This is a genomic window from Pseudomonas sp. Marseille-Q5115, from assembly GCF_916618905.1.
In the GTDB taxonomy this organism is placed as follows: domain Bacteria; phylum Pseudomonadota; class Gammaproteobacteria; order Pseudomonadales; family Pseudomonadaceae; genus Aquipseudomonas; species Aquipseudomonas japonica_A.
Window position 1 is genome coordinate 988,661 of record NZ_CAKAKI010000001.1, and the last position, 23,955, is coordinate 1,012,615.

Annotated in this window: 25 protein-coding genes; 22 read left to right on the plus strand and 3 right to left on the minus strand. The window is 62.9% G+C overall.

The window, feature by feature from the left end; all coding sequences use genetic code 11:
• Nucleotides 1–2 precede the first annotated feature (2 nt).
• The 15 genes from flhB (at nucleotide 3) to LG385_RS04790 (ending at nucleotide 15,869) form a co-directional block, all read left to right on the plus strand.
• Nucleotides 3–1,175, plus strand: coding sequence for a flagellar biosynthesis protein FlhB (flhB, locus tag LG385_RS04720; RefSeq protein WP_225772792.1), 1,173 nt, complete (start codon nucleotides 3–5; stop codon nucleotides 1,173–1,175).
• Nucleotides 1,176–1,400: 225 nt separating this feature from the next.
• Entirely contained in the window at nucleotides 1,401–3,518 is a 2,118-nt protein-coding gene (gene flhA / locus LG385_RS04725) for a flagellar biosynthesis protein FlhA (protein WP_181113103.1), read from the plus strand.
• 11 nt (nucleotides 3,519–3,529) lie between these two features.
• Nucleotides 3,530–4,852, plus strand: coding sequence for a flagellar biosynthesis protein FlhF (flhF, locus tag LG385_RS04730; RefSeq protein ID WP_225772794.1), 1,323 nt, complete (start codon nucleotides 3,530–3,532; stop codon nucleotides 4,850–4,852).
• Between the two features lie 177 nt (nucleotides 4,853–5,029).
• Entirely contained in the window at nucleotides 5,030–5,863 is an 834-nt protein-coding gene (gene fleN, locus LG385_RS04735; RefSeq protein ID WP_181112976.1) for a flagellar synthesis regulator FleN, read from the plus strand.
• Nucleotides 5,860–6,603 (plus strand): RNA polymerase sigma factor FliA, encoded by a 744-nt coding sequence (gene fliA, locus LG385_RS04740; protein ID WP_181122820.1) that lies wholly within the window; start codon nucleotides 5,860–5,862, stop codon nucleotides 6,601–6,603. Before fleN ends, fliA begins: the two co-directional genes overlap by 4 nt.
• 190 nt (nucleotides 6,604–6,793) lie before the next feature.
• Nucleotides 6,794–7,168, plus strand: a complete 375-nt coding sequence (locus LG385_RS04745) for a chemotaxis response regulator CheY (RefSeq protein ID WP_181112970.1) — start codon at nucleotides 6,794–6,796, stop codon at nucleotides 7,166–7,168.
• 20 nt (nucleotides 7,169–7,188) lie between these two features.
• Complete coding sequence (locus LG385_RS04750) at nucleotides 7,189–7,977, plus strand: protein phosphatase CheZ (protein WP_225772796.1); 789 nt, start codon at nucleotides 7,189–7,191, stop codon at nucleotides 7,975–7,977.
• Between the two features lie 85 nt (nucleotides 7,978–8,062).
• On the plus strand, nucleotides 8,063–10,261 hold the full coding sequence (locus LG385_RS04755) for a chemotaxis protein CheA (protein ID WP_225772798.1): 2,199 nt from the start codon (nucleotides 8,063–8,065) through the stop codon (nucleotides 10,259–10,261).
• A gap of 48 nt (nucleotides 10,262–10,309) precedes the next feature.
• Nucleotides 10,310–11,437: a protein-glutamate methylesterase/protein-glutamine glutaminase gene (locus LG385_RS04760; protein ID WP_225772800.1), complete on the plus strand. Its 1,128-nt coding sequence runs from the start codon at nucleotides 10,310–10,312 to the stop codon at nucleotides 11,435–11,437.
• Nucleotides 11,437–12,177 (plus strand): flagellar motor protein, encoded by a 741-nt coding sequence (locus LG385_RS04765; protein WP_181112958.1) that lies wholly within the window; start codon nucleotides 11,437–11,439, stop codon nucleotides 12,175–12,177. Before LG385_RS04760 ends, LG385_RS04765 begins: the two co-directional genes overlap by 1 nt.
• Nucleotides 12,178–12,180: 3 nt before the next feature.
• Nucleotides 12,181–13,062: a flagellar motor protein MotD gene (motD, locus tag LG385_RS04770; RefSeq protein ID WP_181122822.1), complete on the plus strand. Its 882-nt coding sequence runs from the start codon at nucleotides 12,181–12,183 to the stop codon at nucleotides 13,060–13,062.
• A 23-nt stretch (nucleotides 13,063–13,085) separates the two neighbouring features.
• Nucleotides 13,086–13,874 (plus strand): ParA family protein, encoded by a 789-nt coding sequence (locus LG385_RS04775; protein ID WP_181112953.1) that lies wholly within the window; start codon nucleotides 13,086–13,088, stop codon nucleotides 13,872–13,874.
• 1 nt (nucleotide 13,875) lies between these two features.
• Nucleotides 13,876–14,934 carry a CheW domain-containing protein gene (locus LG385_RS04780; RefSeq protein WP_225772802.1) on the plus strand — a complete coding sequence of 353 codons (1,059 nt, stop codon included), beginning with the start codon at nucleotides 13,876–13,878 and terminating at the stop codon, nucleotides 14,932–14,934.
• Nucleotides 14,935–14,998: 64 nt separating this feature from the next.
• A complete protein-coding gene (locus LG385_RS04785; protein WP_181112947.1) occupies nucleotides 14,999–15,478 on the plus strand; it encodes a chemotaxis protein CheW in 480 nt (159 codons plus the stop codon).
• Between the two features lies 1 nt (nucleotide 15,479).
• On the plus strand, nucleotides 15,480–15,869 hold the full coding sequence (locus LG385_RS04790) for a DUF2802 domain-containing protein (RefSeq protein WP_225772804.1): 390 nt from the start codon (nucleotides 15,480–15,482) through the stop codon (nucleotides 15,867–15,869).
• Nucleotides 15,870–16,009: 140 nt separating this feature from the next.
• Here the strand turns inward: LG385_RS04790 and LG385_RS04795 are convergent, their stop codons facing one another.
• The 3 genes from LG385_RS04795 to LG385_RS04805 all read right to left on the minus strand — a co-directional run bounded on the left by LG385_RS04795 (nucleotide 16,010) and on the right by LG385_RS04805 (nucleotide 18,570).
• Nucleotides 16,010–16,576, minus strand: a complete 567-nt coding sequence (locus tag LG385_RS04795; RefSeq protein WP_225772806.1) for an RHS repeat-associated core domain-containing protein — start codon at nucleotides 16,574–16,576, stop codon at nucleotides 16,010–16,012.
• A 105-nt stretch (nucleotides 16,577–16,681) separates the two neighbouring features.
• A complete protein-coding gene (locus tag LG385_RS04800; RefSeq protein ID WP_225772808.1) occupies nucleotides 16,682–17,002 on the minus strand; it encodes an EscU/YscU/HrcU family type III secretion system export apparatus switch protein in 321 nt (106 codons plus the stop codon).
• A complete protein-coding gene (locus tag LG385_RS04805; protein WP_225772810.1) occupies nucleotides 16,999–18,570 on the minus strand; it encodes a flagellar hook-length control protein FliK in 1,572 nt (523 codons plus the stop codon). The genes LG385_RS04800 and LG385_RS04805 overlap by 4 nt, the downstream gene beginning before the upstream one ends.
• Nucleotides 18,571–18,750: 180 nt before the next feature.
• On the opposite strand from LG385_RS04805, the gene ccmA reads away from it, so the two are divergent.
• The 7 genes from ccmA to LG385_RS04840 are packed head-to-tail and all read left to right on the plus strand — an operon-like array spanning nucleotide 18,751 to nucleotide 23,953.
• Nucleotides 18,751–19,380: a cytochrome c biogenesis heme-transporting ATPase CcmA gene (gene ccmA, locus LG385_RS04810; protein WP_225772812.1), complete on the plus strand. Its 630-nt coding sequence runs from the start codon at nucleotides 18,751–18,753 to the stop codon at nucleotides 19,378–19,380.
• On the plus strand, nucleotides 19,377–20,057 hold the full coding sequence (gene ccmB, locus LG385_RS04815; protein WP_225772814.1) for a heme exporter protein CcmB: 681 nt from the start codon (nucleotides 19,377–19,379) through the stop codon (nucleotides 20,055–20,057). Before ccmA ends, ccmB begins: the two co-directional genes overlap by 4 nt.
• 24 nt (nucleotides 20,058–20,081) lie before the next feature.
• A complete protein-coding gene (locus LG385_RS04820; protein WP_225772816.1) occupies nucleotides 20,082–20,843 on the plus strand; it encodes a heme ABC transporter permease in 762 nt (253 codons plus the stop codon).
• Nucleotides 20,840–21,016, plus strand: coding sequence for a heme exporter protein CcmD (ccmD, locus tag LG385_RS04825; protein WP_225772818.1), 177 nt, complete (start codon nucleotides 20,840–20,842; stop codon nucleotides 21,014–21,016). The genes LG385_RS04820 and ccmD overlap by 4 nt, the downstream gene beginning before the upstream one ends.
• On the plus strand, nucleotides 21,013–21,456 hold the full coding sequence (gene ccmE, locus LG385_RS04830) for a cytochrome c maturation protein CcmE (RefSeq protein WP_225772820.1): 444 nt from the start codon (nucleotides 21,013–21,015) through the stop codon (nucleotides 21,454–21,456). The genes ccmD and ccmE overlap by 4 nt, the downstream gene beginning before the upstream one ends.
• Nucleotides 21,453–23,420 (plus strand): heme lyase CcmF/NrfE family subunit, encoded by a 1,968-nt coding sequence (locus tag LG385_RS04835; RefSeq protein ID WP_225772822.1) that lies wholly within the window; start codon nucleotides 21,453–21,455, stop codon nucleotides 23,418–23,420. The genes ccmE and LG385_RS04835 overlap by 4 nt, the downstream gene beginning before the upstream one ends.
• A complete protein-coding gene (locus tag LG385_RS04840) occupies nucleotides 23,417–23,953 on the plus strand; it encodes a DsbE family thiol:disulfide interchange protein (RefSeq protein ID WP_225772825.1) in 537 nt (178 codons plus the stop codon). The genes LG385_RS04835 and LG385_RS04840 overlap by 4 nt, the downstream gene beginning before the upstream one ends.
• Nucleotides 23,954–23,955: the final 2 nt, after the last annotated feature.

Consider the following 23,955-nt stretch of genomic DNA (forward strand, 5'->3'; position numbering starts at 1 on the left):
CCGTGGCAGAGAGCGAAAGCGGCGCCGACAAGACAGAAGACCCCACAGAGAAGCGAAAGAAGGACTCCAGGGAAAAGGGTGAGATTACCCGTTCCAAGGAGCTCAACACCTTTGTCGTGATGCTGGCCGGCACCGGCGCCGTGCTCGCTTTCGGCGGCGCGCTGGCCGAGGCGCTCATGGCCATCATGAAGTACAACTTTACCCTCCGCCGCGAGGTACTCACCGACACCAACCAGATGGCGCTGTTTCTGTTCAGCTCCGGCAAGATGGCGCTTCAGGGCGTGCAGCCGATCCTGATCATCCTGGTGCTGGCCGCCATCATTGGCCCTATCTGCCTGGGCGGCTGGTTGTTCGCGGCCGGCTCCATGGCGCCCAAGTTCAGCCGCATGAACCCCGCCAGCGGGCTCAAGCGCATGTTCTCCAAACATGCCTTGAGCGAGCTGCTCAAAGCGCTTGGCAAGTTCGCCATCACTATGGCGGTGGCCGTGTGGGTACTCAAGCGTGACACGCCCGAACTGCTGGCGATCGCCCATGAGCCGCTTGAACAAGCCATCGCCCACTCCATTCAAGTGGTGGGCTGGAGCGCGTTGTACATGGCCCTGGGGCTGCTGATCATTGCAGGCATCGATGTACCCCTGCAGCTGTATCAGGGCAAGGAAAAACTCAAGATGACCAAGCAGGAGGTCAAGGACGAGTACAAGGATGCCGAAGGGCGACCGGAAGTGAAAGGGCGCATACGGCAGATGCAGCGCGAGATGTCCCAACGCCGGATGATGACCAACATTCCCCAGGCCGACGTGATCATCACCAACCCCACCCACTTTGCCGTCGCGCTCAAGTACGACGCCGATAGCGGGGGCGCGCCTATGCTGCTGGCCAAGGGTGTAGACATGCTGGCGTTGAAAATCCGTGAGATTGGTGTGGCCCACGAGGTGCAGATCATGGAATCGCCAGCCCTGGCCCGGTCCATCTACTACTCGACCGAGCTGGACCAGCAAATCCCAGCCGGCCTTTATCTGGCTGTGGCCCAGGTGCTGGCGTACGTGTACCAGCTGCGCCAATACCGCCCTGGTTCCGGCCAGCGTCCCCAGCCGCCCAAGGACATGCCCATCCCCGAAGACCTGCGGCGCGACGAAAGCGGCGAGCCACCGCCAGCGCCACCCAAATCTTCCTGATTCATAAGCGAAATGTAGGAGGGGGCAGAGCTCCCGAACCGACCTGGAGTGCAGATGCTGCGGTTTCCGGGCTCCGCCTCCGGCTTCGACCCGGTCCTACCAGACCAGTCGTCGCGCAGCCATTGAACGCTCCTCGGCAGGAAGTGCCAAAACTGGAGAGCTTCTTGCACTACCCCAATTTAGAACGCATGAGCGTCAAAAGTTTGTGGGGAATCATAGATGGCGGTGGATCGGACTCAGTTACTCAGCAACGCACGAAGCTTGACCCAAGGCAACCTGGGTGTGCCGTTGCTTCTGCTTGTGATGCTGGCAATGATGATGTTGCCGGTGCCGCCGTTCCTGCTCGACGTGTTTTTTACGTTCAACATCGCGCTGTCTATCGTGGTGCTGCTGGTCAGTGTGTACGCCCTGCGGCCGCTGGACTTTGCCGTGTTCCCGACCATTCTCCTGGTTGCCACCTTGTTGCGGCTGGCATTGAACGTAGCCTCCACGCGCGTGGTAATGCTCCACGGCCACGAGGGGCACCAGGCGGCGGGTAAGGTGATCCAGGCGTTCGGTGAAGTCGTGATCGGCGGTAACTACGTGGTAGGTGGCGTGGTGTTCGCCATCTTGATGATCATCAACTTCGTGGTGGTCACCAAGGGTGCCGGGCGGATCTCCGAAGTGAGCGCCAGGTTTACCCTGGACGCGATGCCCGGCAAACAGATGGCCATCGACGCCGACCTCAACGCTGGCCTGATCGACCAGGCAGCCGCGAAGCATCGCCGCACCGAGGTTGCCCAGGAGGCTGAGTTCTACGGTTCGATGGACGGTGCCAGCAAGTTTGTGCGCGGTGATGCCATCGCCGGCCTGTTGATTCTGTTCATCAACCTTATCGGGGGCATGGCGGTTGGTATCCTGCAGCACGGGCTGACGTTCGCCGATGCAGGCACAACCTACGCCTTGCTCACGATCGGTGACGGCCTGGTAGCCCAGTTGCCCTCTTTGCTGCTGTCCACTGCCGCCGCGATCATGGTGACTCGGGCCTCAGGCTCCGAAGAGATGGGTAAGCAGATCAGCCGCCAGATGTTCGATTCGCCCAAGGCGTTGGGCGTGTCCGCAGGCTTGATGGCGGTGATGGGGCTAATCCCCGGCATGCCGCACATTGCGTTTCTGTCGCTGGCCGGCGCCGCCGGTGGCGGTGCTTACCTGCTGTGGAAGAAAAAGAACCAGGTGAAGATCGAAGCTGCCGCCGAAGTGCAGCGCCAGCAGGAGCTGCTGCCGTCGCCACAGCGGTCGCAGGAAACCAAAGAGCTAGGTTGGGATGACGTTACCCCCATCGACATGATCGGCCTGGAAGTGGGCTACCGGTTGATTCCGCTGGTGGACCGCAACCAGGGCGGCCAATTGCTGGCGCGGATCAAGGGTGTACGCAAGAAGCTGTCCCAGGATCTGGGCTTTCTGATGCCTACCGTGCACATCCGCGACAACCTTGACCTTGCGCCCAGCGCGTACCGTTTGACGCTGATGGGAGTGATCCTCGCCGAGGCAGAGATCTATCCGGACCGCGAGCTGGCCATCAACCCTGGTCAAGTATTTGGCTCGCTCAACGGGATTCAGGCGCGGGATCCGGCGTTTGGCCTCGAAGCCGTGTGGATCGAGATCAGTGCGCGCAGCCAGGCACAGTCCCTCGGCTACACCGTGGTGGACGCCAGTACGGTGGTCGCCACCCACCTTAACCAGATCCTCCAGAAGCATGCCCATGAGTTGATCGGCCATGAAGAAGTCCAGCAACTGCTGCAGGTACTGGCCAAGGGCTCGCCGAAACTGGCCGAGGAATTGGTCCCAGGCCTTATCAGCTTGTCTGCTTTACTGAAAGTGTTGCAGGCGCTGCTCGCCGAACAGGTGCCCGTGCGGGACATTCGAAGCATCGCCGAAGCCATCGCCAACAGCGGTGTGCGGAGTCAAGATACCGCCGCGCTTGTGGCCGCTGTGCGGGCCGGCCTGTCGCGTGCAATCGTGCAAAGCATTGTGGGGACTGAGTCTCAGCTGCCTGTGATCACTCTGGAACCAAAGTTGGAACAGATATTGCTCAATAGTATTCACAAGGCTGGCCAGGGTCAGGAAGAAGGCGTTTTGCTGGAACCGAGCATGGCGGAGCGGCTGCAGCGGTCCTTGATCGAAGCGGCTCAGCGTCAGGAAATGCAAGGCCAACCGGCGATCCTGCTGGTGGCCGGCCCGATACGCACGATGCTCTCGCGTTTCGGTCGCCTGGCGGTGCCGAACCTGCATGTGCTGGCGTACCAGGAAATACCGGATAACAAGCAAGTTACGATCGTTGCGACAGTAGGGCCCAACGGCTGAGGTAGCGGGATATGCAAGTGAAGCGTTTTTTCGCCGCGGATATGCGTCAAGCCATGAAACTGGTGCGTGACGAGCTGGGCGCTGACGCCGCGATCATCGGCAACCGCCGGATCGCTGGCGGCGTCGAGCTTACCGCTGCGCTGGATTACAAGCTCTCGGCCCTGGCGCCACGCGTGCCCAACATCGAGCTCGAAGACGAGCTGCGTAAGACCCAGTCGCGTATTGTTTCGGCACAGGCCGAGCTGGACACCCGCAGCAACAGCGATGGCGTGATCAACCGCCAGCTGTTCGCCGGCCTGCCCCTGACCGCGCCCGAGCCGCTGATCGAACCTACCGTCAGCGAAGCGCCGCGCCCGCCGGCGCCACCAGCCCCTGCGCCTGCGGCGGTGGACCAGCGCCTGTTCGATTCCATGCGCTCGGAGCTGTCCGGCCTGCGCGAGCTGCTTGAAGTGCAGCTGGGCTCGCTGGCCTGGACCCAATTACAAGGTACCCGCCCCGAGCAGGCTACGCTGTGGCGCAAGCTGCAACGCATCGGCCTTTCCGGCCCGCTGGCGCGCGACCTGCTTGGCCAGGTCGAAGATATCGCCGAGCCGCGTCACGCCTGGCGCATGCTGCTGGCCCACCTGGCCCGGATGATCTCCACACCCGAGGCCGAACCGCTTGAAGAGGGCGGAGTGATTGCCATGGTCGGGCCGGCCGGCATGGGGAAAACCACTACGCTGGCCAAGCTTGCCGCGCGATATGTGCTTAAATACGGCGCGCAAAATATAGCATTGGTAAGCATGGACAGTTTCCGCATTGGCGCCCAGGAGCAACTTAAAACCCTCGGCCGTATTCTCAACGTGCCGGTTACCCACGTCGATCCGGGCCAGTCCCTGGCACAGGCGCTGGAACCGCTGCTGCGCAAACGCGTGGTATTGATCGATACCGCTGGCCTGCAAGCCAGCGACCCGGCACTCAAGCTACAGCTCGAAAGCCTGGCCGGGCGGGGCATCCGCGCGCGCAACTACCTTGTGCTGGCAACCACCAGCCAGAAGCAGGTTTTGACCGCGGCCTACCATAGTTACAAGCGTTGCGGCCTCGCAGGCTGTATCCTCACCAAGCTCGACGAAACGGCGAGCCTCGGCGAGGTATTGAGCCTGGCGATCAGCCACGAGCTGCCGGTGGCCTACCTTACCGATGGCCCGCGTATTCCGGATGACCTTCATTTGCCCCGCAAGCATCAGTTGGTCAGCCGCGCGGTGAGCGTACAAATGCAGGAAGAGCCCAGCGAAGAGGCCATGGCCGATATGTTCGCTGACCTCTACCACAGCCCCAGCAAACGTGCGGGCTGAGGGGAATGAACATGAATGAATGCATGCGCAATTGGTTGCGCGACAGCGGGTCCGAAAGGCCGCTGTTTGGCTTGGAACCTACCTTCACCACACGCTGTGCCAGCTCGCCGAATGGCTTGTTCGATGGCGAAGCGGGCCGTGGTGCAGCCAGCGTCTCAGTGACAGGGTAAAGAACGAATGGGCAGCATGCATCCCGTACAGGTGATCGCGGTGACCGGCGGCAAGGGCGGCGTCGGGAAGACAAACGTGTCAGTGAACCTATCGCTGGCACTGGCCGAACTCGGCCGGCGGGTGATGCTGCTGGACGCCGACCTTGGCCTGGCCAACGTCGACGTGTTGCTGGGGCTCACGCCCAAGCGCACGCTCGCCGATGTGATCGAGGGCCGTTGCGACCTGCGCGATGTGCTCTTGCAGGGGCCGGGCGGGGTACGCATCGTACCGGCGGCCTCGGGTACCCAGAGCATGGTCCATCTGACCCCGGCGCAACACGCCGGCCTCATCCAGGCCTTCAGCGAGATCGGCGATAACCTGGACGTACTGGTGATCGACACCGCGGCCGGTATCGGCGACTCGGTAGTGAGCTTCGTGCGCGCCGCCCAGGAAGTGCTGCTGGTGGTGTGCGATGAGCCCACTTCCATCACCGATGCCTACGCCTTGATCAAACTGCTGAACCGCGACTACGGCATGAACCGCTTCCGCGTGCTGGCCAACATGGCCCAGAGCCCGCAGGAAGGGCGCAACCTGTTCGCCAAGCTCACCAAGGTAACCGATCGTTTCCTTGATGTAGCGCTCCAATACGTAGGCGCGGTGCCGTACGACGAAACCGTGCGCAAGGCCGTACAGAAACAGCGGGCCGTATATGAAGCGTTCCCGCGCTCGAAATGCGCGCTGGCCTTCAAGGCCATCGCTCAGAAAGTCGATACCTGGCCGCTGCCCGCCAACCCGCGGGGGCACCTGGAATTCTTCGTCGAACGTTTGGTACAGCAAACCAGTGCGGGGCCTGTCTCATGAGCGCCAGTGGATACCGGATGTACAACAACGCCTCTCGGCAGTCGCAGCAGCATGAGCTGATCGAGCGCTATGCGCCTCTGGTCAAGCGCATTGCCTATCACCTGCTGGCGCGATTGCCCGCGAGCGTACAGGTCGAAGACCTCATCCAGGCCGGCATGATCGGCCTGCTCGAGGTGGCCAACAAGTACGACTCCAGCAAGGGCGCGAGTTTCGAGACCTATGCCGGTATCCGCATCCGCGGCGCGATGCTCGACGAAGTGCGCAAAGGCGACTGGGCACCGCGCTCCGTCCACCGCAACAGCCGCACCGTGAGCGACGCGATTCGCAAAATTGAAGCGCGTACCGGTCGTGAGGCTAAAGATCACGAGGTTGCTGCCGAACTCAAGGTCAGCATCGAGGAATATTACTCGATGCTGAACGATACCTTGGGCAGCCGGCTGTACAGTTTCGACGACCTGTTGCAGGACGGCGAGCATGAAGGCCTGCACGAGGGCGGCGCCAGCCACAGCGGCGAACCCGCGCGCGGGCTGGAGGACGAGCGCTTCCAGGGCGCACTGGCTGACGCCATTGCCAACTTGCCCGAGCGGGAGCGCCTGGTGCTGTCGCTGTATTACGACGAGGAACTGAACCTCAAGGAAATCGGTGAAGTACTGGGGGTGAGCGAGTCTCGTGTGAGCCAGTTGCATAGCCAGTGCGCGGCGCGTTTGCGCAGCCGCCTGGGTGACTGGCGCGCCCGCTGACATCGCTGGCCCGGGGGCTGGCCCGCAAATTTTTCAGAGAGTGCTGGAACGGTGCGGCGGCAATGTGATATCACCGCCCGCCACGCCTGCTCAGGCAGTCATGCAGGTACAGGTGTAAACGGATTCGATTGACTGCGCGTCCCGGAGTGGGCGCGTTTGAGACTGCTTGGAGGTCTACTTGGACAAGAACATGAAAATCCTGATCGTTGACGATTTTTCGACGATGAGGCGGATCATTAAAAACCTGTTGCGCGACCTGGGGTTCACCAACACCTCGGAAGCGGACGACGGCAATACGGCTTTGCCCATGCTGCAAAGCGGCGCCTTCGACTTCCTGGTAACCGACTGGAACATGCCGGGCATGACCGGTATCGAGTTGCTGCGCACCGTGCGCGCAGATGAGCGTCTCAAGCACCTGCCAGTGCTGATGGTGACCGCTGAAGCCAAGCGTGAACAAATCATCGAAGCGGCCCAGGCTGGCGTCAACGGCTATGTGGTCAAGCCCTTCACCGCGCAGGTGCTGAAAGAGAAGATCGAGAAAATCTTCGAGCGCGTCAACAGCTGAGAGGCCGCACAGGGGGCGCTATGGAGTCCAGTAATCTGCCGTTGGGGGACTTCGAGTCCACCCTGAAAATCCATGCGCGTCAGTTGGTGGAGAGCCTCGAAAAGGGCCGCTTCGGCGACGCCGTGCAGTTGATTCACCAATTGAACCAAACGCGGGACCGTGGGCTGTACCAGGAAGTGGGCAAGCTTACCCGCGAATTGCACAGCGCTATCGTCAACTTCCAGATCGATCCTCGCTCGCCCAAGGCCGAGGAGGTTTCGCAGATCACCGATGCCACCGAGCGGCTGGACTACGTGGTTCGCCTGACCGAGAACGCCGCCAACCGTACCATGGACCTGGTGGAGCAAAGCACGCCGGTGGTTCATGGCCTGGCTGAAGAGGCTCGCGCTGTGCGCGCCGACTGGCAGCGGTTCATGCGCCGCGAGGTGGATGCGGGCGAGTTCCGCGAGCTGGTAAAGCGCGTGGATGGCTTTCTGCAACGCAGTGAAAGCGATGCCACGGCTATCTCGGCCCATCTCAACGACATCCTGCTTGCACAGGACTATCAGGACCTCACCGGCCAGGTGATCAAGCGCGTCACCGCGCTGGTGACTGACGTGGAGTCCAACCTGCTCAAGCTGGTGCTCATGGCCAGCCAGGTAGACCGCTTCGCGGGTATCCAGCATGACCCTGAAAGCCTGCTGGACGAAAAAATTACTGAAAAAGACCTCTCCCGGGGTGAAGGTCCGCAGATTCATGCCGATAAGCGTGAAGACGTCGTATCCGGCCAGGACGATGTGGATGATCTGCTTTCCAGCCTGGGCTTCTGAGCCTGGTCTGGAAGCGTCATCGAACCGGCGCTGAATCGCGCTATCCGGGCCGGATGCCACTTACAAAATTCCAGGGAGCACCCAAATGAGCTTCGGCGCCGATGAAGAAATCCTCCAGGACTTCCTGGTAGAGGCCGGCGAGATCCTCGAGCAGTTGTCCGAACAGTTGGTGGAGCTGGAAAGCCGCCCCGACGACGCGGATCTGCTTAATGCGATTTTTCGTGGTTTTCATACCGTTAAAGGCGGCGCCGGCTTTCTCCAGCTCAATGAGCTGGTCGAATGCTGCCATATCGCCGAGAACGTGTTCGACATTCTGCGCAAGGGCGAACGCCGCGTAGACTCCGAGCTGATGGACGTAGTGCTTGAAGCGCTCGACACCGTCAACAGCATGTTCGGGCAAGTCCGCGAACGTGCCCCCCTTACCCCGGCTACCCCGGAGCTGCTTGCTGCCCTGGCCCGCCTGGCGGAACCCGCTGGCGCCGCACCAGCAGTAGAAGCACCGGCGCCAGTGGCCGCCTCTGCGCCCAGGCATGAAAACGAGTTCGAGGCGCTCGTGCAGAGCCTGGACGATGTTTCAGTGCCTGCCAGCGGCAGTGACGACATCACCGACGCCGAATTCGAATCGCTGCTCGACCAGCTCCATGGCAAGGGCCAATTCGCGCCTGAAGCCATGCCTGCTGCGGCCGCAGCGCCGGCGCCAGCAGCGCCTGGGGGCGGGGACGAGATCACCGACGCCGAGTTCGAAGCGCTGCTTGACCAATTGCATGGCAAAGGCAGCTTCGCTGTGGACAACGTGGTAGCGCCTGCTGCGGTCGCACCGTCGGCACCGGTTCCTTCGGTAGGCGGTGGCGATCTGATCACCGACAACGAATTCGAAGCGTTGCTCGACCAGCTTCACGGCAAGGGCAAGTTCAACGCCGAAGCCGCAGCCGAGGCACCGGTAGCTTCCCCGGCAGCCAAGCCTGCCGCAGCACCGGCACCGGCACCGACACCAGCCAAGCCTGCCGCCGCGCCAGCCCGGGCAGAGCCTGCGCGTGCTGCGGCGCCTGCTGCAGCCCCGGCCGCCGCAGCCGCGCGCCCCGCCCCGGCAGGGGACAAGCCAGCGGCCAGCGAGGCCGAAACCACTGTGCGGGTCGATACCGCGCGGCTGGATGAGATCATGAACATGGTGGGCGAGCTGGTACTGGTGCGTAACCGCCTGGTACGGCTTGGCCTCAACAGCGGCGACGAAGCCATGTCCAAGGCCGTGTCCAACCTGGACGTGGTCACCGCTGACCTGCAGACCGCCGTGATGAAAACGCGGATGCAGCCGATCAAGAAAGTGTTCGGGCGCTTCCCGCGACTGGTTCGCGACCTTGCACGGCAGCTCAAGAAAGAAATCAACCTGGAGCTGGTGGGCGAAGAAACCGACCTCGACAAGAACCTCGTAGAGGCCCTTGCCGACCCGTTGGTCCACTTGGTGCGCAACGCTGTGGACCATGGCGTTGAAATGCCCGATGAGCGCGAAGAGTCCGGCAAGCCACGCTCCGGCAAGGTGGTGTTGTCCGCCGAGCAGGAGGGGGACCACATCCTGTTGTCCATCTCCGACGATGGCAAAGGCATGGACCCGGCAGTGCTGCGTGCCAAGGCCGTGGAAAAGGGCCTGATGGACAAGGACGCCGCCGATCGCTTGTCCGAAACCGACTGCTACAACCTGATCTTCGCGCCGGGCTTCTCCACCAAGACCGAGATTTCCGATGTGTCGGGCCGTGGCGTGGGCATGGACGTGGTGAAAACCAAGATCTCCCAGCTCAACGGCTCGATCAATATCTACTCGGCCAAGGGCCAGGGCTCGAAGATCGTCATCAAGGTGCCGCTCACCCTGGCAATCATGCCCACGCTGATGGTGATGCTGGAGAACCAGGCTTTCGCCTTCCCGCTGGTGAGCGTGAACGAGATCTTCCACCTGGACCTGTCACGCACCAACGTGGTCGACGGGCAGGAAGTGGTGATCGTGCGCGACAAGGCGCTGCCGCTGTTCTATCTCAAGCGCTGGCTGGTACCTGGCGCGCAGGACAACGAACAACGCGAGGGCCATGTGGTGATCCTTTCGGTAGGCACCCAGCGCATCGGTTTCGTGGTCGACCAGTTGGTGGGCCAGGAGGAAGTGGTGATCAAGCCACTGGGCAAGATGCTCCAGGGCACGCCCGGGATGTCTGGCGCGACCATTACCGGCGACGGTCGTATCGCGTTGATCCTGGATGTTCCAAGCATGCTCAAGCGTTATGCCGCACGGCGTATCTGACACCGCTGCCGCCGGCCATGAACGCCGGCGGTCTGTAATGGAGTAACTATGGCACTCACAGTCCTGGTGGTGGACGATTCCGGTTTTTTCCGCCGCCGCCTTACCGAAATCCTTTCGCAGGACAGCAACATCAAGGTAGTGGGCACGGCCAGCAATGGCCGCGAAGCCATTGACCAGGCCATTGCCCTCAAGCCTGACGTGATCACCATGGACTACGAAATGCCGATGATGGATGGCATCACGGCGGTCCGTCATATCATGCAGCGTTGCCCCACGCCGGTATTGATGTTCTCTTCGCTTACCCATGAAGGCGCCAGGGTGACCCTGGATGCGCTGGATGCTGGCGCGGTGGATTTTCTGCCGAAGAATTTCGAAGACATCTCGAAAAACCCGGACAAGGTCCGGCAGTTGCTGTTGGAGAAGGTCAATTCCATCGCCCGCAGCAATCGCCGCTTCAGTTCCGGCTCATCCGCCGCTGCGGCGCCGTCGCCTGCTCCCGTTTCCCGCGAGCCCTTCAGCAGCCGCACGCCGGCACGGCCCACGCCTGCGGCACCTGCGCCCGTTGCCCCGTCGCGGCCAGCCGCACCGGCTAACAGCGGCGCCCCTCGGCGTAAAGCGTACAAATTGCTGGCCATCGGCACCTCCACCGGTGGCCCGGTTGCTCTGCAAAAAGTCCTCACTCAGCTCCCCGCCAATTTCCCGTCGCCCATCGTGCTTATCCAGCATATGCCTGCGGCCTTCACGCGTGCCTTCGCCGAGCGGCTGGATAAACTCTGCCGCATCAGCGTCAAGGAAGCGGAAGACGGCGACCAGCTGCGCCCAGGCTTGGCACTGCTGGCGCCGGGTGGCAAACAGATGATGGTCGACGCCCGTGGCACGGTGAAAATCCTGCCCGGCGATGAGCGCCTGAATTACAAACCCTGCGTGGACATCACCTTCGGCTCGGCCGCCAAGTCCTTCGGGGACAAGGTGCTGGCCGTGGTGCTGACCGGCATGGGCGCGGATGGCCGTGAAGGCGCGCGCCTGCTCAAGCAGAGTGGCAGCCAGGTGTGGGCGCAGGATGAAGCCAGCTGCGTGATCTATGGCATGCCCATGGCGGTGGCCAAAGCCGGCCTTGCCGATGCGGTGTACAGCCTGGATGACATGGGCCGGTACCTGGCGGAGGCGTGCCAGTAATGGATGTACTGAGCCTTATCGGGATCATTCTCGCGTTCGTTGCCATTGTGGGCGGTAACTTCCTTGAGGGCGGTCATCTGCCGTCCTTGCTCAACGGCCCGGCCGGCTTGATCGTGCTCGGCGGAACCCTGGCAGCGGCCCTTCTGCAAACGCCCATCAGCGCGTTCAAGCGTGCGCTGCAAATATTGCCGTGGATTTTCTTCCCGCCGCGTATCGACCTCGCCGGCGGCGTGGATCGGGTAGTGGGCTGGAGCCTGGTCGCGCGCAAGGAAGGCCTGCTTGGGCTGGAGAGCGTGGCCGACACCGAGCCGGACAACTATGCCCGCAAAGGTCTGCAGTTGCTGGTCGATGGCGCCGAGCCCGAAGCGATCCGCAGCATCCTGGAGCTGGACTTCCTCTCCCAGGAAAACCGCGATGTGCGCGCTGCCAAGGTGTACGAATGCATGGGCGGTTATGCGCCTACCATCGGCATCATCGGCGCAGTAATGGGGCTTATCCATGTAATGGGTAACCTCGCCGACCCCTCGCAACTGGGAAGTGGCATAGCAGTTGCTTTCGTAGCCACTATCTACGGTGTGGCGTCAGCCAACCTGGTGTTGCTGCCCGTCGCCAATAAACTCAAGGCGCTTGCTCAGCGCCAGTCCCGCTACCGGGAGATGCTCCTTGAGGGGCTACTCTCGATCGCGGAAGGCGAAAACCCCCGGTCCATCGAACTGAAGCTGCATGGCTTCATGGAGTAATTGATGCGTCGTCGGCGGGTTACCGAAGAGCACGAGAATCACGAACGCTGGCTGGTGTCCTACGCGGACTTCATCACGCTGCTGTTCGCCTTCTTCGTGGTGATGTACTCGATCTCTTCGGTGAACGAGGGCAAATACAAGGTGCTCTCCGACGCCCTCGTAGGGGTATTCAACGAACAACAGCGCAGCCTCAAGCCCATCCCCATCGGGGACGAGCGCCCGCGCACCACGCAGCCCGTCACCCCGCTCAATACCGAGAGCGACGAGCCGGACGCGGCGGTGGGGGAGTCCGACGCGCTCAAGACCATTACCGATGACGTGCGCACGGCCTTTGGCGACCTGATTGCCGCCGACCAGTTGACGGTCCGCGGCAACGAGCTGTGGATCGAGATCGAACTCAAGTCCGGCCTATTGTTCGGCAGCGGCGACGCGATCCCCAGCGACCGTGCCTTTGCAATCATTGAAAAGGTCGCCGGCATCCTTCAGCCCTTCGCCAACCCGGTTCACGTCGAAGGCTTCACTGACAATCAGCCTATTCGTACCGCGCAATACCCGACCAACTGGGAGCTGTCTTCGGCCCGCGCCTCGAGCATCGTGCGCATGCTGGCCATGGACGGCATCGACCCTGGCCGCATGGCCGCCGTGGGCTATGGTGAATATCAACCGGTCGCGGGCAACGATACGGCCGACGGTCGCGCGCGCAATCGGCGGGTGGTGTTGGTGATCTCCAGAAACCTGGAGGTGCGCCGTAGCCTTACAGGCTCTGGCACCGCCAACGCCACGCCAGATGCGGCCCTGAAGCGGGCTGGCACACAAAGTGCACCGTCCGGGGCAGTGCAGCCGGTGAAGGGGCAAGCTGTCAAAAGCCCGTCGCCGACGTTGTAAACCAGTTATCGGGACCCGTACACATGAGAGTCTGGGCAATTGCCAATCAGAAAGGTGGCGTCGGCAAGACCACCACTACCGTCGCGCTCGCCGGCCTGCTGTCCGATGCCGGCAAGCGCGTGGTGGTTGTCGATCTCGACCCCCATGGGTCGCTGACCAGCTATTTCGGCAATGATCCGGACGGCCAGGAGCACAGCTGCTACGACCTGTTCCTGCACAAGGGCAACGTGCCTGAGGGCCTGCCTGGCCAGCTGCTGTTGCCTACCAGTGACGAACGTATCTCGCTGCTGCCGTCCAGTACTGCCCTGGCGACGCTGGAGCGCCAATCGCCAGGCCAGAGTGGCCTGGGCCTTGTCATCGCCAAATCCCTTGCACAGCTGTGGCAGGATTTCGACTATGCCTTGATCGACAGCCCGCCGTTGCTGGGCGTGTTGATGGTCAATGCTTTGGCGGCCAGCCAGCAGTTGGTGATTCCAGTACAAACCGAACACTTGGCAGTCAATGGCCTGGAGCGGATGGTCAGTACGCTTACCATGATCAACCGTTCGCGCAAGCAGCCGTTGCCCTACAGCATTGTCCCCACGTTATTTGACCGTCGTACCCAGGCCTCATTGGGCACCCTGCGGGTACTGCGTGACCGTTGGCAGGACAGCGTGTGGGAAGGGTACATTCCTGTGGATACCCGCTTGCGCGATGCCAGCCGCGCCGGCCAGGCCCCGTCCCGTTTCGATCCCAAAAGCCGCGGCGTGGTGGCCTATCGCGCGTTGCTCAAGCACCTGCTCGGCCAGCAGCTGCTGACCCAGGTGGCCTGACATGAGCCGCCCAATCGACATTCCACGTCGCCCGCGCCAGGCCTTGCAGTCATACCTTGACGGCCTGTTGCAGGAAGCAACGGAGGACTGGCAAGCCGAGCCTGAATCGCAGCCAACACCTGCGCCCATCGCTGTGCTGGTTCAACCCGAGCCGGCCAGTGTGGATAAACCAGCCAGCCTGGACGAATTCGAAGCGGCCGTGCTCGAAGAACAAGTGCGCGATTCGCGCCCGCGCCCGGTGTTGCCGGCTGTCGAGCCGCGCCGCGCCATCGCTCGCCCGGTGGCTGAACCCCTGGTGCGTTTCGAAGAGCCCACCTTGTGGGTAGGCCCTTCGCTCGTGCCTCAGGTATCGCCGCAGGTGCTCGACGAAGCCTTGGCGCCGCTCGTGCTGCCCGAGGTGCCGGTGACGCTGCCGGTTATCGAGCCTGTGCCGGTCGAGCCAGCGGCACCAGTCATAGCCCCGCCAACCGCTACCCCTGAGGCGAGCCTGCGCAGTGAAGGCGGCGGCCCCGGTATTCCGGTAGAGCAGGGGCTTCCGGCCTGGGCGAACGAGACATTCGAATGCCTGCTGTTCGACGTGGCCGGGCTCACGCTCGCCGTGCCGTTGGTTTGCCTGGGTTCGATTTATCCGTTGGCGGGCCAGGAACTGACTCCGCTGTTCGGCCAGCCCGAATGGTTCCTGGGGCTGTTGCCGAGCAACAACGGCAACCTCAAGGTGCTGGACACCGCACGCTGGGTCATGCCCGACCGTTACCGGGATGATTTCCAGCAGGGCCTGCAGTATGTGATTTCCGTACAGGGCTATGAATGGGGCCTGGCTGTGCATTCGGTAAGCCGTTCGATACGGCTGGACCCGGCAGAAATCAAGTGGCGTGCCCAGCGGGGGCAGCGGCCCTGGCTGGCGGGTACCGTGATCGAACACATGTGCGCGTTGCTCGATGTTGCGCAATTGGCTGAAATGATTGCCAGCGGCGCGGTCAAACGACAAGAAGCCGAAGCCAGGGTCAAGGCCGCGGCTGAGGAAAAGGCACGGGCTGCTGCCCGGGGCCGTAAACGATAACGCCCTTTGGCCTTGAGCCAAGGGCATGCATAACAGACCGCACTGCGGGAACGAGGGGTAGGGTATGAGCAAAACGTCCGGCAAGGGTTCAGAGGATCCGATCCTGCAATGGGTCACCTTCCGCCTTGATAACGAAACCTATGGCATCAACGTGATGCAGGTGCAGGAAGTGCTGCGCTACACCGAGATAGCGCCCGTGCCTGGCGCGCCGGCGTACGTGCTGGGGATCATCAACCTGCGCGGTAACGTGGTAACGGTGATCGACACCCGCCAACGCTTCGGCCTGGCCTCCAGCGACGTGACCGACAACACCCGTATCGTGATCATCGAAGCGGACAAGCAGGTGGTGGGCATCCTGGTCGACAGCGTGGCCGAAGTGGTTTACCTGCGCCAATCGGAAGTGGAAACCGCCCCTAACGTAGGTAACGAGGAATCCGCCAAGTTCATCCAGGGCGTGTGCAACAAGAACGGCGAGCTGCTCATTCTGGTCGAACTCGACAAGATGATGTCGGAAGAAGAGTGGTCGGACCTGGAGAACATCTGAGTTGATTCTCGAAGCCGCCGTCATCGTACTGGCCGTTCTCTGGGCCGGTTCGGTGGCGATGTTCCTCTCGTATTCGCGCAACCAGCAACGCATCGCGGCCGAACAAGCCGCGGGCGATGCCCTGCGGGACCAGCGTATCCGCGAACTGGCCAAGCGCCTGGACGACTACCAGAACGGCACCGTGCGCATGGGTGAAGCCATCCATGAACTACGCGCCGTGGTTGCCCCGCTTCCGGACAAACTCTTGCAGCTGGAACAACGCGACCCCGATAGCCTTTCGTTCGCACAGGCGGCGAAGCTGGTCCACATGGGGGCCAGTATCGATGAACTCACCCAGGCGTGTGGGTTGACACAGGCCGAGGCGGAGTTGATGAAGAAGTTGCATGGGTAGGGTTTGTAGTTTGTAATTTTTTAGCGCACCTATTGATCGAGTTACCATTCGAAGTGGCGGGGCAGGGCCTAGTGCCTCGCCTGTGGCCTCATGCCCGCGACTACGGCGCGAGTCCCTGCGGTCTTGTAACCCTCTGTGACTCAGATGTGCCCTCGACGCTCGGTGAGCGCAATCCCGTTAGGCCGGTCAATGCGGCGTCGCATAGTCCTACTGCCTTTCATGGAACCGGTAATCGTTCCAAAAACACTGAAGGCAATGATCCCCCCGCCAATCCCCAGCAGTACATTGGATTTTGACTCGTTGCCGGTCGCGCGCTCTATACCCCCCCATGCCATGATGATCGCGCCTAGCACGATTCCAAACATCCCGAACACCGCGCCATGCCCGCTTGGATCCCGGTTATTCATAGGCTCCGCGCCGCAATAGGCATAACTATTGATTCCTCCCTTTCCAAAGGGGCTATCGTCGTCGGAGCGCTCGAACCGCATGAGGGTAGGGGAGTAAGCCCGATAGCCATGCCCCAGAACATAACGGCCCGATGCGCGCTCTGGCCGTTCGCCATTGAACGCCAGCGCGGCGCCGCCAGGCGGAACATGGCCGAAAGGTGTATAGGCACGTTGAAGGCCGCTATTACCGAGAACGCTGCGATTACGATCGCAGGCCAAACGCGTATAGGCTGGGGTGGAACGTGATAAAAGCGTGTTCATAAGATGCTCCCTGATACCGTAGTTCCAGTAAGCACTCTTTTCCGGTAACGGATAACTGGCAGATCTGCCAGGTTGCCTTCTTGCGGTTTTGCGCTAGCCGAGGTTTCAATACGCGCCCGGCGTCACATCCCTTTCCCTCGGCCCCGGGCTTATATCCACCCCCACCGGCACTTTCCCCTGCAAGTACCAGGCAAAGGCAATGATCTCGGCAATGGTGAGGTACAGCTCCTTTGGAATGCTGTCGCCCAGTTCCAGTTGCCCGAGCATCTTCACCAGCTCGGCGTTTTCGTAGATGGGCACTTCATGTGCCTTGGCGATGGCGATGATGGCGTCGGCCAGCTCGTCGTCGCCCTTGCCGGACAGCGTAGGGGCCTGGATGCCGTCATAGCTCAGGGCGATGGCCTGGCGTTGGAAGTGGTTGCTCATGCGGTTTCATCCACCCAGCGTTGTTCGAGGCGTGTGCGGTTGCCCTGGGGTGGGCGGCCGCTGTGGCAATCCAGCTCGCCGACGGTCAGGCCGGCGCTCATCAGCCGCTCGCGGAACCAGGGCAGCTCGCGCTGTACCACGTTCACGGTAGCGGGGTTTTCGGCCCACACCTGGCTGGAAAGGTTGCTGTTGAACAGTTGCGCCTGCACATGCAGCGGGCCCAGCCGTGGCAGGTCGAAGGCAAGGTCCAGGCGCCACACTTTGCGTAGCGGTAGTGGATTGCCTTCCGCGTCGCGCTCCAGCTCGCGCTCCTTATCGTTGGGTTCATCCTGGGCTTGCACGCGCACCTGCATCGGCACGATGTCGTTGAAGGCGCGCATCGGAATTTCCAGTTGCCAGCTGTGCTGCGCCAGGCCGTGCGGCCCGGTGCTGGCTTGCTCAAGGCTGGCCAACTGGTGTGTCTGCACCCGTGACAGCGCGGCCGAGGCCAGGCGCAGCAGGGAGTGCAGGTCGTCTTCGTCCTCGCCTTTTTGCAGGGTGCGGCTGGCTAGCGGAAAACCTGGCGCCTCCTGTGAGCGTGGCCCCACCTGGCCGAGTATGCCCAGGGCATTGCGAAGGAACCCGGGCGCCGCCAAGGCCATGGTGGCCAGGGTTGCAGGGTTTGGAGGCTGATTACCGGGCAGGTTGGGCAGGATCTGCGCCACCAGCCGCAGCAGCGCGCCCTTGAGGTCTGCCTCGGGCGCTTCCAGGCTGCCGGTAAGCAAACCTGATTCAAGGAACAGCCCGCTGTTATTGAACGCTTTGGCCAGTGCATCCGGGGTTTGCAGGTCGGCCATGTCGGGCACCGCCGCCAGCAGCGCGCTGGCACTGGCGCGCACTTCAGGAGGCAGGCTGTTCTGACTCTGGCTGGCCTGGATCACCGCCAGCAGGCTTTGCAACGATGCCTGGCGGCTGCTCTGAGTACTGATTTGCTGGGCAACGGCCAGTTCATCCAGGCGCCCGCCCAGTTGCACCACGCTCAGGGCCTGGCTGCCTTGCACCTGGGCGCTTAGCAAGCTGCCGATTCGCAGCGGCTGCGGGCTTTCGATGGTGAGGGTTTGCCCGGCCAGGGCGCTGTTGAGCAAGGTGACCATCGCCCGGTACACCGGAGGGCCGTCGTTACCGGCAACCGGCAATGACGTAATCACTTTGCCCTGCAGCAGCGTGCCCACGGGCAGGCGGCTGGTGTCCAGCTGGGTAAGGCCCGTACGCGGCGCGCCGGCCAGGCTTACCGACAGTTGTTCGGACAGCATGCGAGTGACCAGCAGCGGGGTGCCGATGGCCAGCGGCTGCGCGGCGCCCACTTGCACGGTGGCCTGGCGACCGCTGTCCAGGGTGAGCTTGAGCAGCAGCTGAAAATCCCCAGGCAGTTGCTTGATTGACAGCACCTCCGCTTTCGCGGTTTGCCCGGGCTCGAGCAGGCCGTCCACCGATTGCAGCAGCTTTAGCAGCTCGCCGCTGATGGCCGCCGACCGGGAAGTGGCCGCCAGGTTGGCAGCCGCGGCAACGGCACTGATTTCGTTCGTCATGGTTTAGCGGGCCAGAAAAGTGTCACAGCCTGACAACAGGCGGCAAGCCGGAGCTGGCCACCTCTGTGTATAATCGCCCGCTGCTCAGGCAGCGACCGTACGGTCTTCGTTGCTTATCTCTATCGGCCCGGCCCGCGTGGACTTGAACCGCGACGCGCCAGGGCGCCTACAGGGTTCACTGTGACGGTTCATCTGGAAGGCATCGCGCTGGCCTGCGAACGAGACGGTCGGCAGCTCTTCGAAGGGCTGCGCTTGAGCGTGCGCAGCGGTGAAATGCTCAAGGTCAGCGGGCCAAATGGCGCAGGCAAAACCACCCTCTTGCGCGTGCTCGCCGGGCTGATGGCGCCCACCGCCGGCGAGGTGCGTTTCAATGGGCAAGGGTTGCCAGGCGCCGCTCGGCCATTGGCTGGCAGCTTGCTTTGGCTGGGCCATGCGCCCGCGCTCAAGCTGAGCCTCACACCGCAGGAAAACCTCGCCTGGTTGTGCGCGCTGGGCGTGCCGGTGCCCCTTGTCGCTATTGATGATGCCTTGGCCAGGGTAGGCCTGCGGGGCTACGAAGACCAGCCCTGCCAGCGGTTGTCCGCCGGGCAGCTGCGGCGCGTGGCGCTGGCGCGGCTTTATCTGAATCCGCCGGCCCTGTGGCTGCTTGACGAGCCGTTTACGGCGCTGGACTCGGCTTCGATCACCTCACTCGAAACGCACTTGGCCGAACACTGCGCGCGGGGTGGGCTGGTGGTGCTTACCAGCCATCATGCGTTGGGCACGCGGCCGGCAGGCTACCGGGAACTTCACCTCGGTGAAGCAGCATGAGCGGTAGCCTCACCACCTTCACCCACCTGCTGCGCCGCGAAGGCCTGCTGCTGGCGCGCCGGCCGGCCGCGTTGGCCAACCCGCTGGTATTTTTCGCCGTGGTGGCCACCTTGTTTCCGCTTGCCATTGGTGCAGACCCCGGCCTGCTACGGCAGATCGCGCCGGGGCTGGTATGGGTAGCGGCCGTGTTGGCGGTGTTGTTATCGCTGGACAGCCTGTTCCGGGAGGATTTTGAAGACGGCTCGCTGGAACAGTGGGCGCTGAGCCCGCATGGCATGCTGTTACCCGTTTTGGCAAAGGTGTTGGCCCATTGGCTGTTGTCCGGGCTGGCGCTGTGCGTGCTGGCGCCGGTGCTGGGCCTGATGCTCAGCCTGCCTGCCAGCAGCCTGCCTGTGCTGATGGTTACCTTGGCGCTGGGCACGCCCGTGCTCACGTTGCTGGGCGCGATCGGCGCGGCGCTGACCGTAGGGTTGAGGCGAGGTGGGTTATTGCTGGCTGTGCTGGTGTTGCCCCTGTATATCCCGGTGCTCATCCTCGGCAGCGGGGCCTTGCGCGCCGCCTTGCAGGGCCTTCCGGTGACGGGCTTCGTATTGTGGCTGGCCAGCCTGGCGGCGCTCACTCTGACGCTGGCCCCCTGGGCCATTGTCGCCGGCTTGCGGATCAGCCTTAATGAATGACCTCACAGGGGAAGCGAAACGCGTATGAGCTGGGCATGGTTTCATCGGCTGGCGTCGCCGCCCCGATTCTACGCGCTGGCTGGGCGCCTGGTGCCCTGGCTGGGCGCCGCCGCCGGCTTGCTGCTGGCCGTGGGCACGGTCTGGGGCCTGGTGTTCGCGCCGCCCGACTACCAGCAGGGCGATAGTGTGCGCATCCTGTATATTCACGTTCCAGCTGCCATGCTGGCGCAGAGCTGCTACGTGTTGCTTGCCGTTGCCGGCGTGATTTCTCTGGTATGGAAGATCAAGCTGGCCGACATTGCCCTGCATTGCGCCGCGCCGATTGGAGCGTCCATGACCGCGCTGGCGCTGATTACCGGCGCCATCTGGGGCAAGCCCACGTGGGGCGCCTGGTGGGTGTGGGATGCGCGCCTTACCTCCATGCTGATTCTGCTGTTCCTGTACGCCGGGGTAATCGCCCTGGGCCAGGCCATCAGCAACCGCGACAGTGCCGCCAAGGCCTGCGCGATCCTGGCGATCGTGGGGGTGGTAAACGTGCCGATCATCAAGTACTCGGTAGTGTGGTGGAGCACGCTCCATCAAGGGGCGACCTTTACCCTTACCGCCAAACCGGCCATGCCTGCCGAGATGTGGCTGCCGTTGGCGCTGACTGTGCCTGGGTTTTACCTGTTTTTTGGCTGCGTGCTGCTGATGCGCATGCGCACCGAGCTGCTGCGCCGGGAAGGCCGTAGCCAATGGGCCCAAACCGCACTGCGGATGGCCCTTGATTCGAGGAGAACACAATGAGCTTCGCCAGCTTCGGCGATTTTTTAGCGATGGGCCGGCATGGCCTGTACGTGTGGAGCGCCTATGGTTGCTGCCTCGCCGCGCTGGCCTGGAACCTGGCCGTGCCGCTGCTCACACGGCGCCGACTTCTGGCCAGTGAAGCCCGTCGCGCCCGCCGGAACAGCCAACCATGAATCCTGTTCGCAAGAAGCGCCTGGTGGTGGTCCTCGCCCTGGTGGCTGGCGTCTGCGTTGCCGCCACGCTGGCACTTAGTGCCCTGCAGCAAAACATCAACCTGTTCTATACACCCACCCAGATCGCCAGTGGCGAAGCACCGCCAGGGCAGCGCATCCGCGCCGGCGGAATGGTGGAGCGAGGATCGCTGGCGCGCAGCGCCGACAGCCTGGATGTAAGCTTCGTGGTCACGGACTTCAACCGCTCGGTGACCATTCATTACCGTGGCATCCTGCCAGACCTTTTCCGCGAAGGGCAGGGCATCGTCGCATTGGGTGTGCTGGACGCCCACGGCGTGGTGCAGGCCGATGAAGTGCTGGCCAAGCATGACGAGAAGTACATGCCGCCCGAAGTGAACAAAGCTCTGAAAGACAGTGGCCGCCTGGGAGCTACCCCATGATTCCTGAACTGGGCCAGTTGGCCCTCGCCCTGGCGCTGTGCCTGGCGTTGGCCCAGGCTGTGTTACCTCTGCTGGGCGCCTGGCGCAACGTTCCGGTGTGGATGGCGATGGCACGCCCGGCCGCCTGTGGTCAATTCGCCTTCCTGTTGTTCGCTTTCGGCTGCCTGGCCCATGCCTTCCTTCACAACGACTTCTCGGTCGCCTACGTAGCGGAAAACTCCAACACGGCGCTGCCTTGGTACTACAAGTTCAGCGCGGTATGGGGTGCCCACGAAGGCTCGCTGTTGCTGTGGGCGTTGATCCTCGGCGGCTGGACCTTCGCCGTTGCGCTGTTTTCCCGGCAGCTGCCAACGGCCATGCTCGCCCGGGTGCTCGGCATAATGGGGCTGATCAGCAGCGGCTTTCTGCTGTTTCTGGTGGCCACCTCCAACCCCTTCGCGCGCATTCTCCCGCAGGTACCACTGGAAGGCCGGGACCTGAACCCCTTGCTGCAAGACTTCGGGCTGATCATTCATCCGCCCATGCTGTACATGGGCTACGTGGGCTTCTCGGTGGCCTTCGCCTTTGCCATCGCCGCGCTGCTGGGTGGGCAGCTGGATGCCGCCTGGGCGCGCTGGTCCCGGCCCTGGACGCTGGTGGCCTGGAGCTTCCTCGGTGCCGGTATCAGCCTGGGCTCTTGGTGGGCGTATTACGAGCTGGGCTGGGGCGGCTGGTGGTTCTGGGACCCGGTCGAAAACGCCTCCTTCATGCCTTGGCTGGTGGGCACCGCGCTGATCCACTCGCTGGCCGCGACGGAACAACGCGGCGTATTCAAAAGCTGGACCGTGCTGCTGGCGATCGCTGCGTTCTCCCTCAGCCTACTGGGGACCTTCCTCGTGCGCTCCGGGGTGCTGACCTCCGTGCACGCGTTCGCTTCGGACCCTACCCGTGGCGTATTCATCCTGATGTTCCTGCTGCTGGTTACCGGTGGTTCGCTGGCACTGTTCGCCGTGCGCGCGCCAGTGGTGCGCAGCCATACTCGCTTCGCCTGGGCGTCACGGGAAACGCTGCTGCTGGCCAACAACCTGCTGTTGGTGGTGGCGGCCGCGACCATTCTGCTGGGCACGCTCTATCCCTTGCTGCTCGATGCCTTGACGGGCGCGCGGTTGTCGGTGGGGCCACCGTATTTCAATGCGCTGTTCGTGCCGATCATGGGCGTGCTGTTGGCAACGATGGGCGTTGGCGTGGCCATGCGCTGGAAAAGCACGCCCGGCGCCTGGCTGGCTCGGTTGCTCACGCCCGTACTGTTGGCGGCGGTGGCCTTGTGTGTAGGGCTGGGAATGTTCGCCGGGTTGGACCGCTGGCCTTTGCTCGCAGTGACCGGCCTGGCCGCCTGGGTGGTGCTGGCCGGTGTGCGTGACCTGGCGGACAAGCTCCGCCACCAGGGCATGGGCGGCGTGTTGAACCTGCGCCGCAGCTACTGGGGCATGCAGCTGTCACATCTTGGTTTGGCGGTGGCGGCCGTTGGCGTGGTGTTCTCCGCCCAGCTCGATGCTGCCCGCGACCTGCGCATGGCGCCCAACGACAGCGCCGAAGTAGGGGGTTACACGTTCATATTCCGAGGCACGCAGACCATGCGCGGGCCCAATTACAAAGGGGACCGGGCAATCATCGAAGTCAGCCGGGATGGGCACACCGAGAGCGTGTTGCATCCGGAAAAGCGCCTTTACACCGCGCAGGGCTCGGTAATGACCGAGGCAGGCATAGACGCCGGCCTGTTCGCCGACCTTTATGTAGCGCTCGGCGAACCTCTGCCTGACGGCGCCTGGGCGGTGCGCTTGCAGGTGAAACCCTTCGTGCGCTGGATCTGGCTGGGCGGGCTGCTGACTGCCCTGGGCGGAGCATTGGCCGCGCTGGACCCTCGATACCGGGCGCGGTTGCGCCAGCGGGCCCGCGCCAGCGCCGAACTGGAGGCCACCTCATGAAGCGCGCCTGGCTGGCGGTGCCATTGCTGCTGTTCATCGGCCTGGCCGTGGTGCTGTATCGCGGGCTGTACCTGGACCCTTCCGAGCTGCCGTCCGCGCTGATCGGCAAGCCGTTCCCCGCGTTCGATCTGCCAGCGCTGGAAGATGGCCGGCCACTGAACCGTAACGCGCTGCTGGGCCAGCCGGCGTTGGTGAATGTGTGGGGTACCTGGTGCGTGGCATGCCGTGATGAGCACCCCATCCTGGCGCGGCTGGCAGGGCAGGGCGTGATCATCCATGGCATCAACTACAAGGACGACACCACTGCCGCGAATCGTTGGCTGCGCCAACTGCACAACCCCTATCAGGTAAACGTGAGCGACCCCCAGGGTACCCTCGGCCTGGACTTGGGCGTGTACGGCGCGCCGGAAACATTCCTGATCGATGCCCAAGGCGTGATTCGTTACAAGCATGTGGGCATAGTGAGTGACGAGGTATGGCGCGACGAAATCGCGCCCCGCTATCAGGCGTTGCGCGAAGAGGGGCGGCCATGAGG

Coding starts and splice junctions, on each gene's coding strand:
- flhF (WP_225772794.1), top strand. CDS start 3,530: ATGCAAGTGAAGCGTTTTTTCGCCGCGGATATGCGTCAAGCCATGAAA.
- fleN (WP_181112976.1), top strand. CDS start 5,030: ATGGGCAGCATGCATCCCGTACAGGTGATCGCGGTGACCGGCGGCAAG.
- fliA (WP_181122820.1), top strand. CDS start 5,860: ATGAGCGCCAGTGGATACCGGATGTACAACAACGCCTCTCGGCAGTCG.
- LG385_RS04745 (WP_181112970.1), top strand. CDS start 6,794: ATGAAAATCCTGATCGTTGACGATTTTTCGACGATGAGGCGGATCATT.
- LG385_RS04750 (WP_225772796.1), top strand. CDS start 7,189: ATGGAGTCCAGTAATCTGCCGTTGGGGGACTTCGAGTCCACCCTGAAA.
- LG385_RS04755 (WP_225772798.1), top strand. CDS start 8,063: ATGAGCTTCGGCGCCGATGAAGAAATCCTCCAGGACTTCCTGGTAGAG.
- LG385_RS04760 (WP_225772800.1), top strand. CDS start 10,310: ATGGCACTCACAGTCCTGGTGGTGGACGATTCCGGTTTTTTCCGCCGC.
- LG385_RS04765 (WP_181112958.1), top strand. CDS start 11,437: ATGGATGTACTGAGCCTTATCGGGATCATTCTCGCGTTCGTTGCCATT.
- motD (WP_181122822.1), top strand. CDS start 12,181: ATGCGTCGTCGGCGGGTTACCGAAGAGCACGAGAATCACGAACGCTGG.
- LG385_RS04775 (WP_181112953.1), top strand. CDS start 13,086: ATGAGAGTCTGGGCAATTGCCAATCAGAAAGGTGGCGTCGGCAAGACC.
- LG385_RS04780 (WP_225772802.1), top strand. CDS start 13,876: ATGAGCCGCCCAATCGACATTCCACGTCGCCCGCGCCAGGCCTTGCAG.
- LG385_RS04785 (WP_181112947.1), top strand. CDS start 14,999: ATGAGCAAAACGTCCGGCAAGGGTTCAGAGGATCCGATCCTGCAATGG.
- LG385_RS04795 (WP_225772806.1), bottom strand. CDS start 16,576: ATGAACACGCTTTTATCACGTTCCACCCCAGCCTATACGCGTTTGGCC.
- LG385_RS04800 (WP_225772808.1), bottom strand. CDS start 17,002: ATGAGCAACCACTTCCAACGCCAGGCCATCGCCCTGAGCTATGACGGC.
- LG385_RS04805 (WP_225772810.1), bottom strand. CDS start 18,570: ATGACGAACGAAATCAGTGCCGTTGCCGCGGCTGCCAACCTGGCGGCC.
- ccmB (WP_225772814.1), top strand. CDS start 19,377: ATGAGCGGTAGCCTCACCACCTTCACCCACCTGCTGCGCCGCGAAGGC.
- LG385_RS04820 (WP_225772816.1), top strand. CDS start 20,082: ATGAGCTGGGCATGGTTTCATCGGCTGGCGTCGCCGCCCCGATTCTAC.
- ccmD (WP_225772818.1), top strand. CDS start 20,840: ATGAGCTTCGCCAGCTTCGGCGATTTTTTAGCGATGGGCCGGCATGGC.
- ccmE (WP_225772820.1), top strand. CDS start 21,013: ATGAATCCTGTTCGCAAGAAGCGCCTGGTGGTGGTCCTCGCCCTGGTG.
- LG385_RS04835 (WP_225772822.1), top strand. CDS start 21,453: ATGATTCCTGAACTGGGCCAGTTGGCCCTCGCCCTGGCGCTGTGCCTG.
- LG385_RS04840 (WP_225772825.1), top strand. CDS start 23,417: ATGAAGCGCGCCTGGCTGGCGGTGCCATTGCTGCTGTTCATCGGCCTG.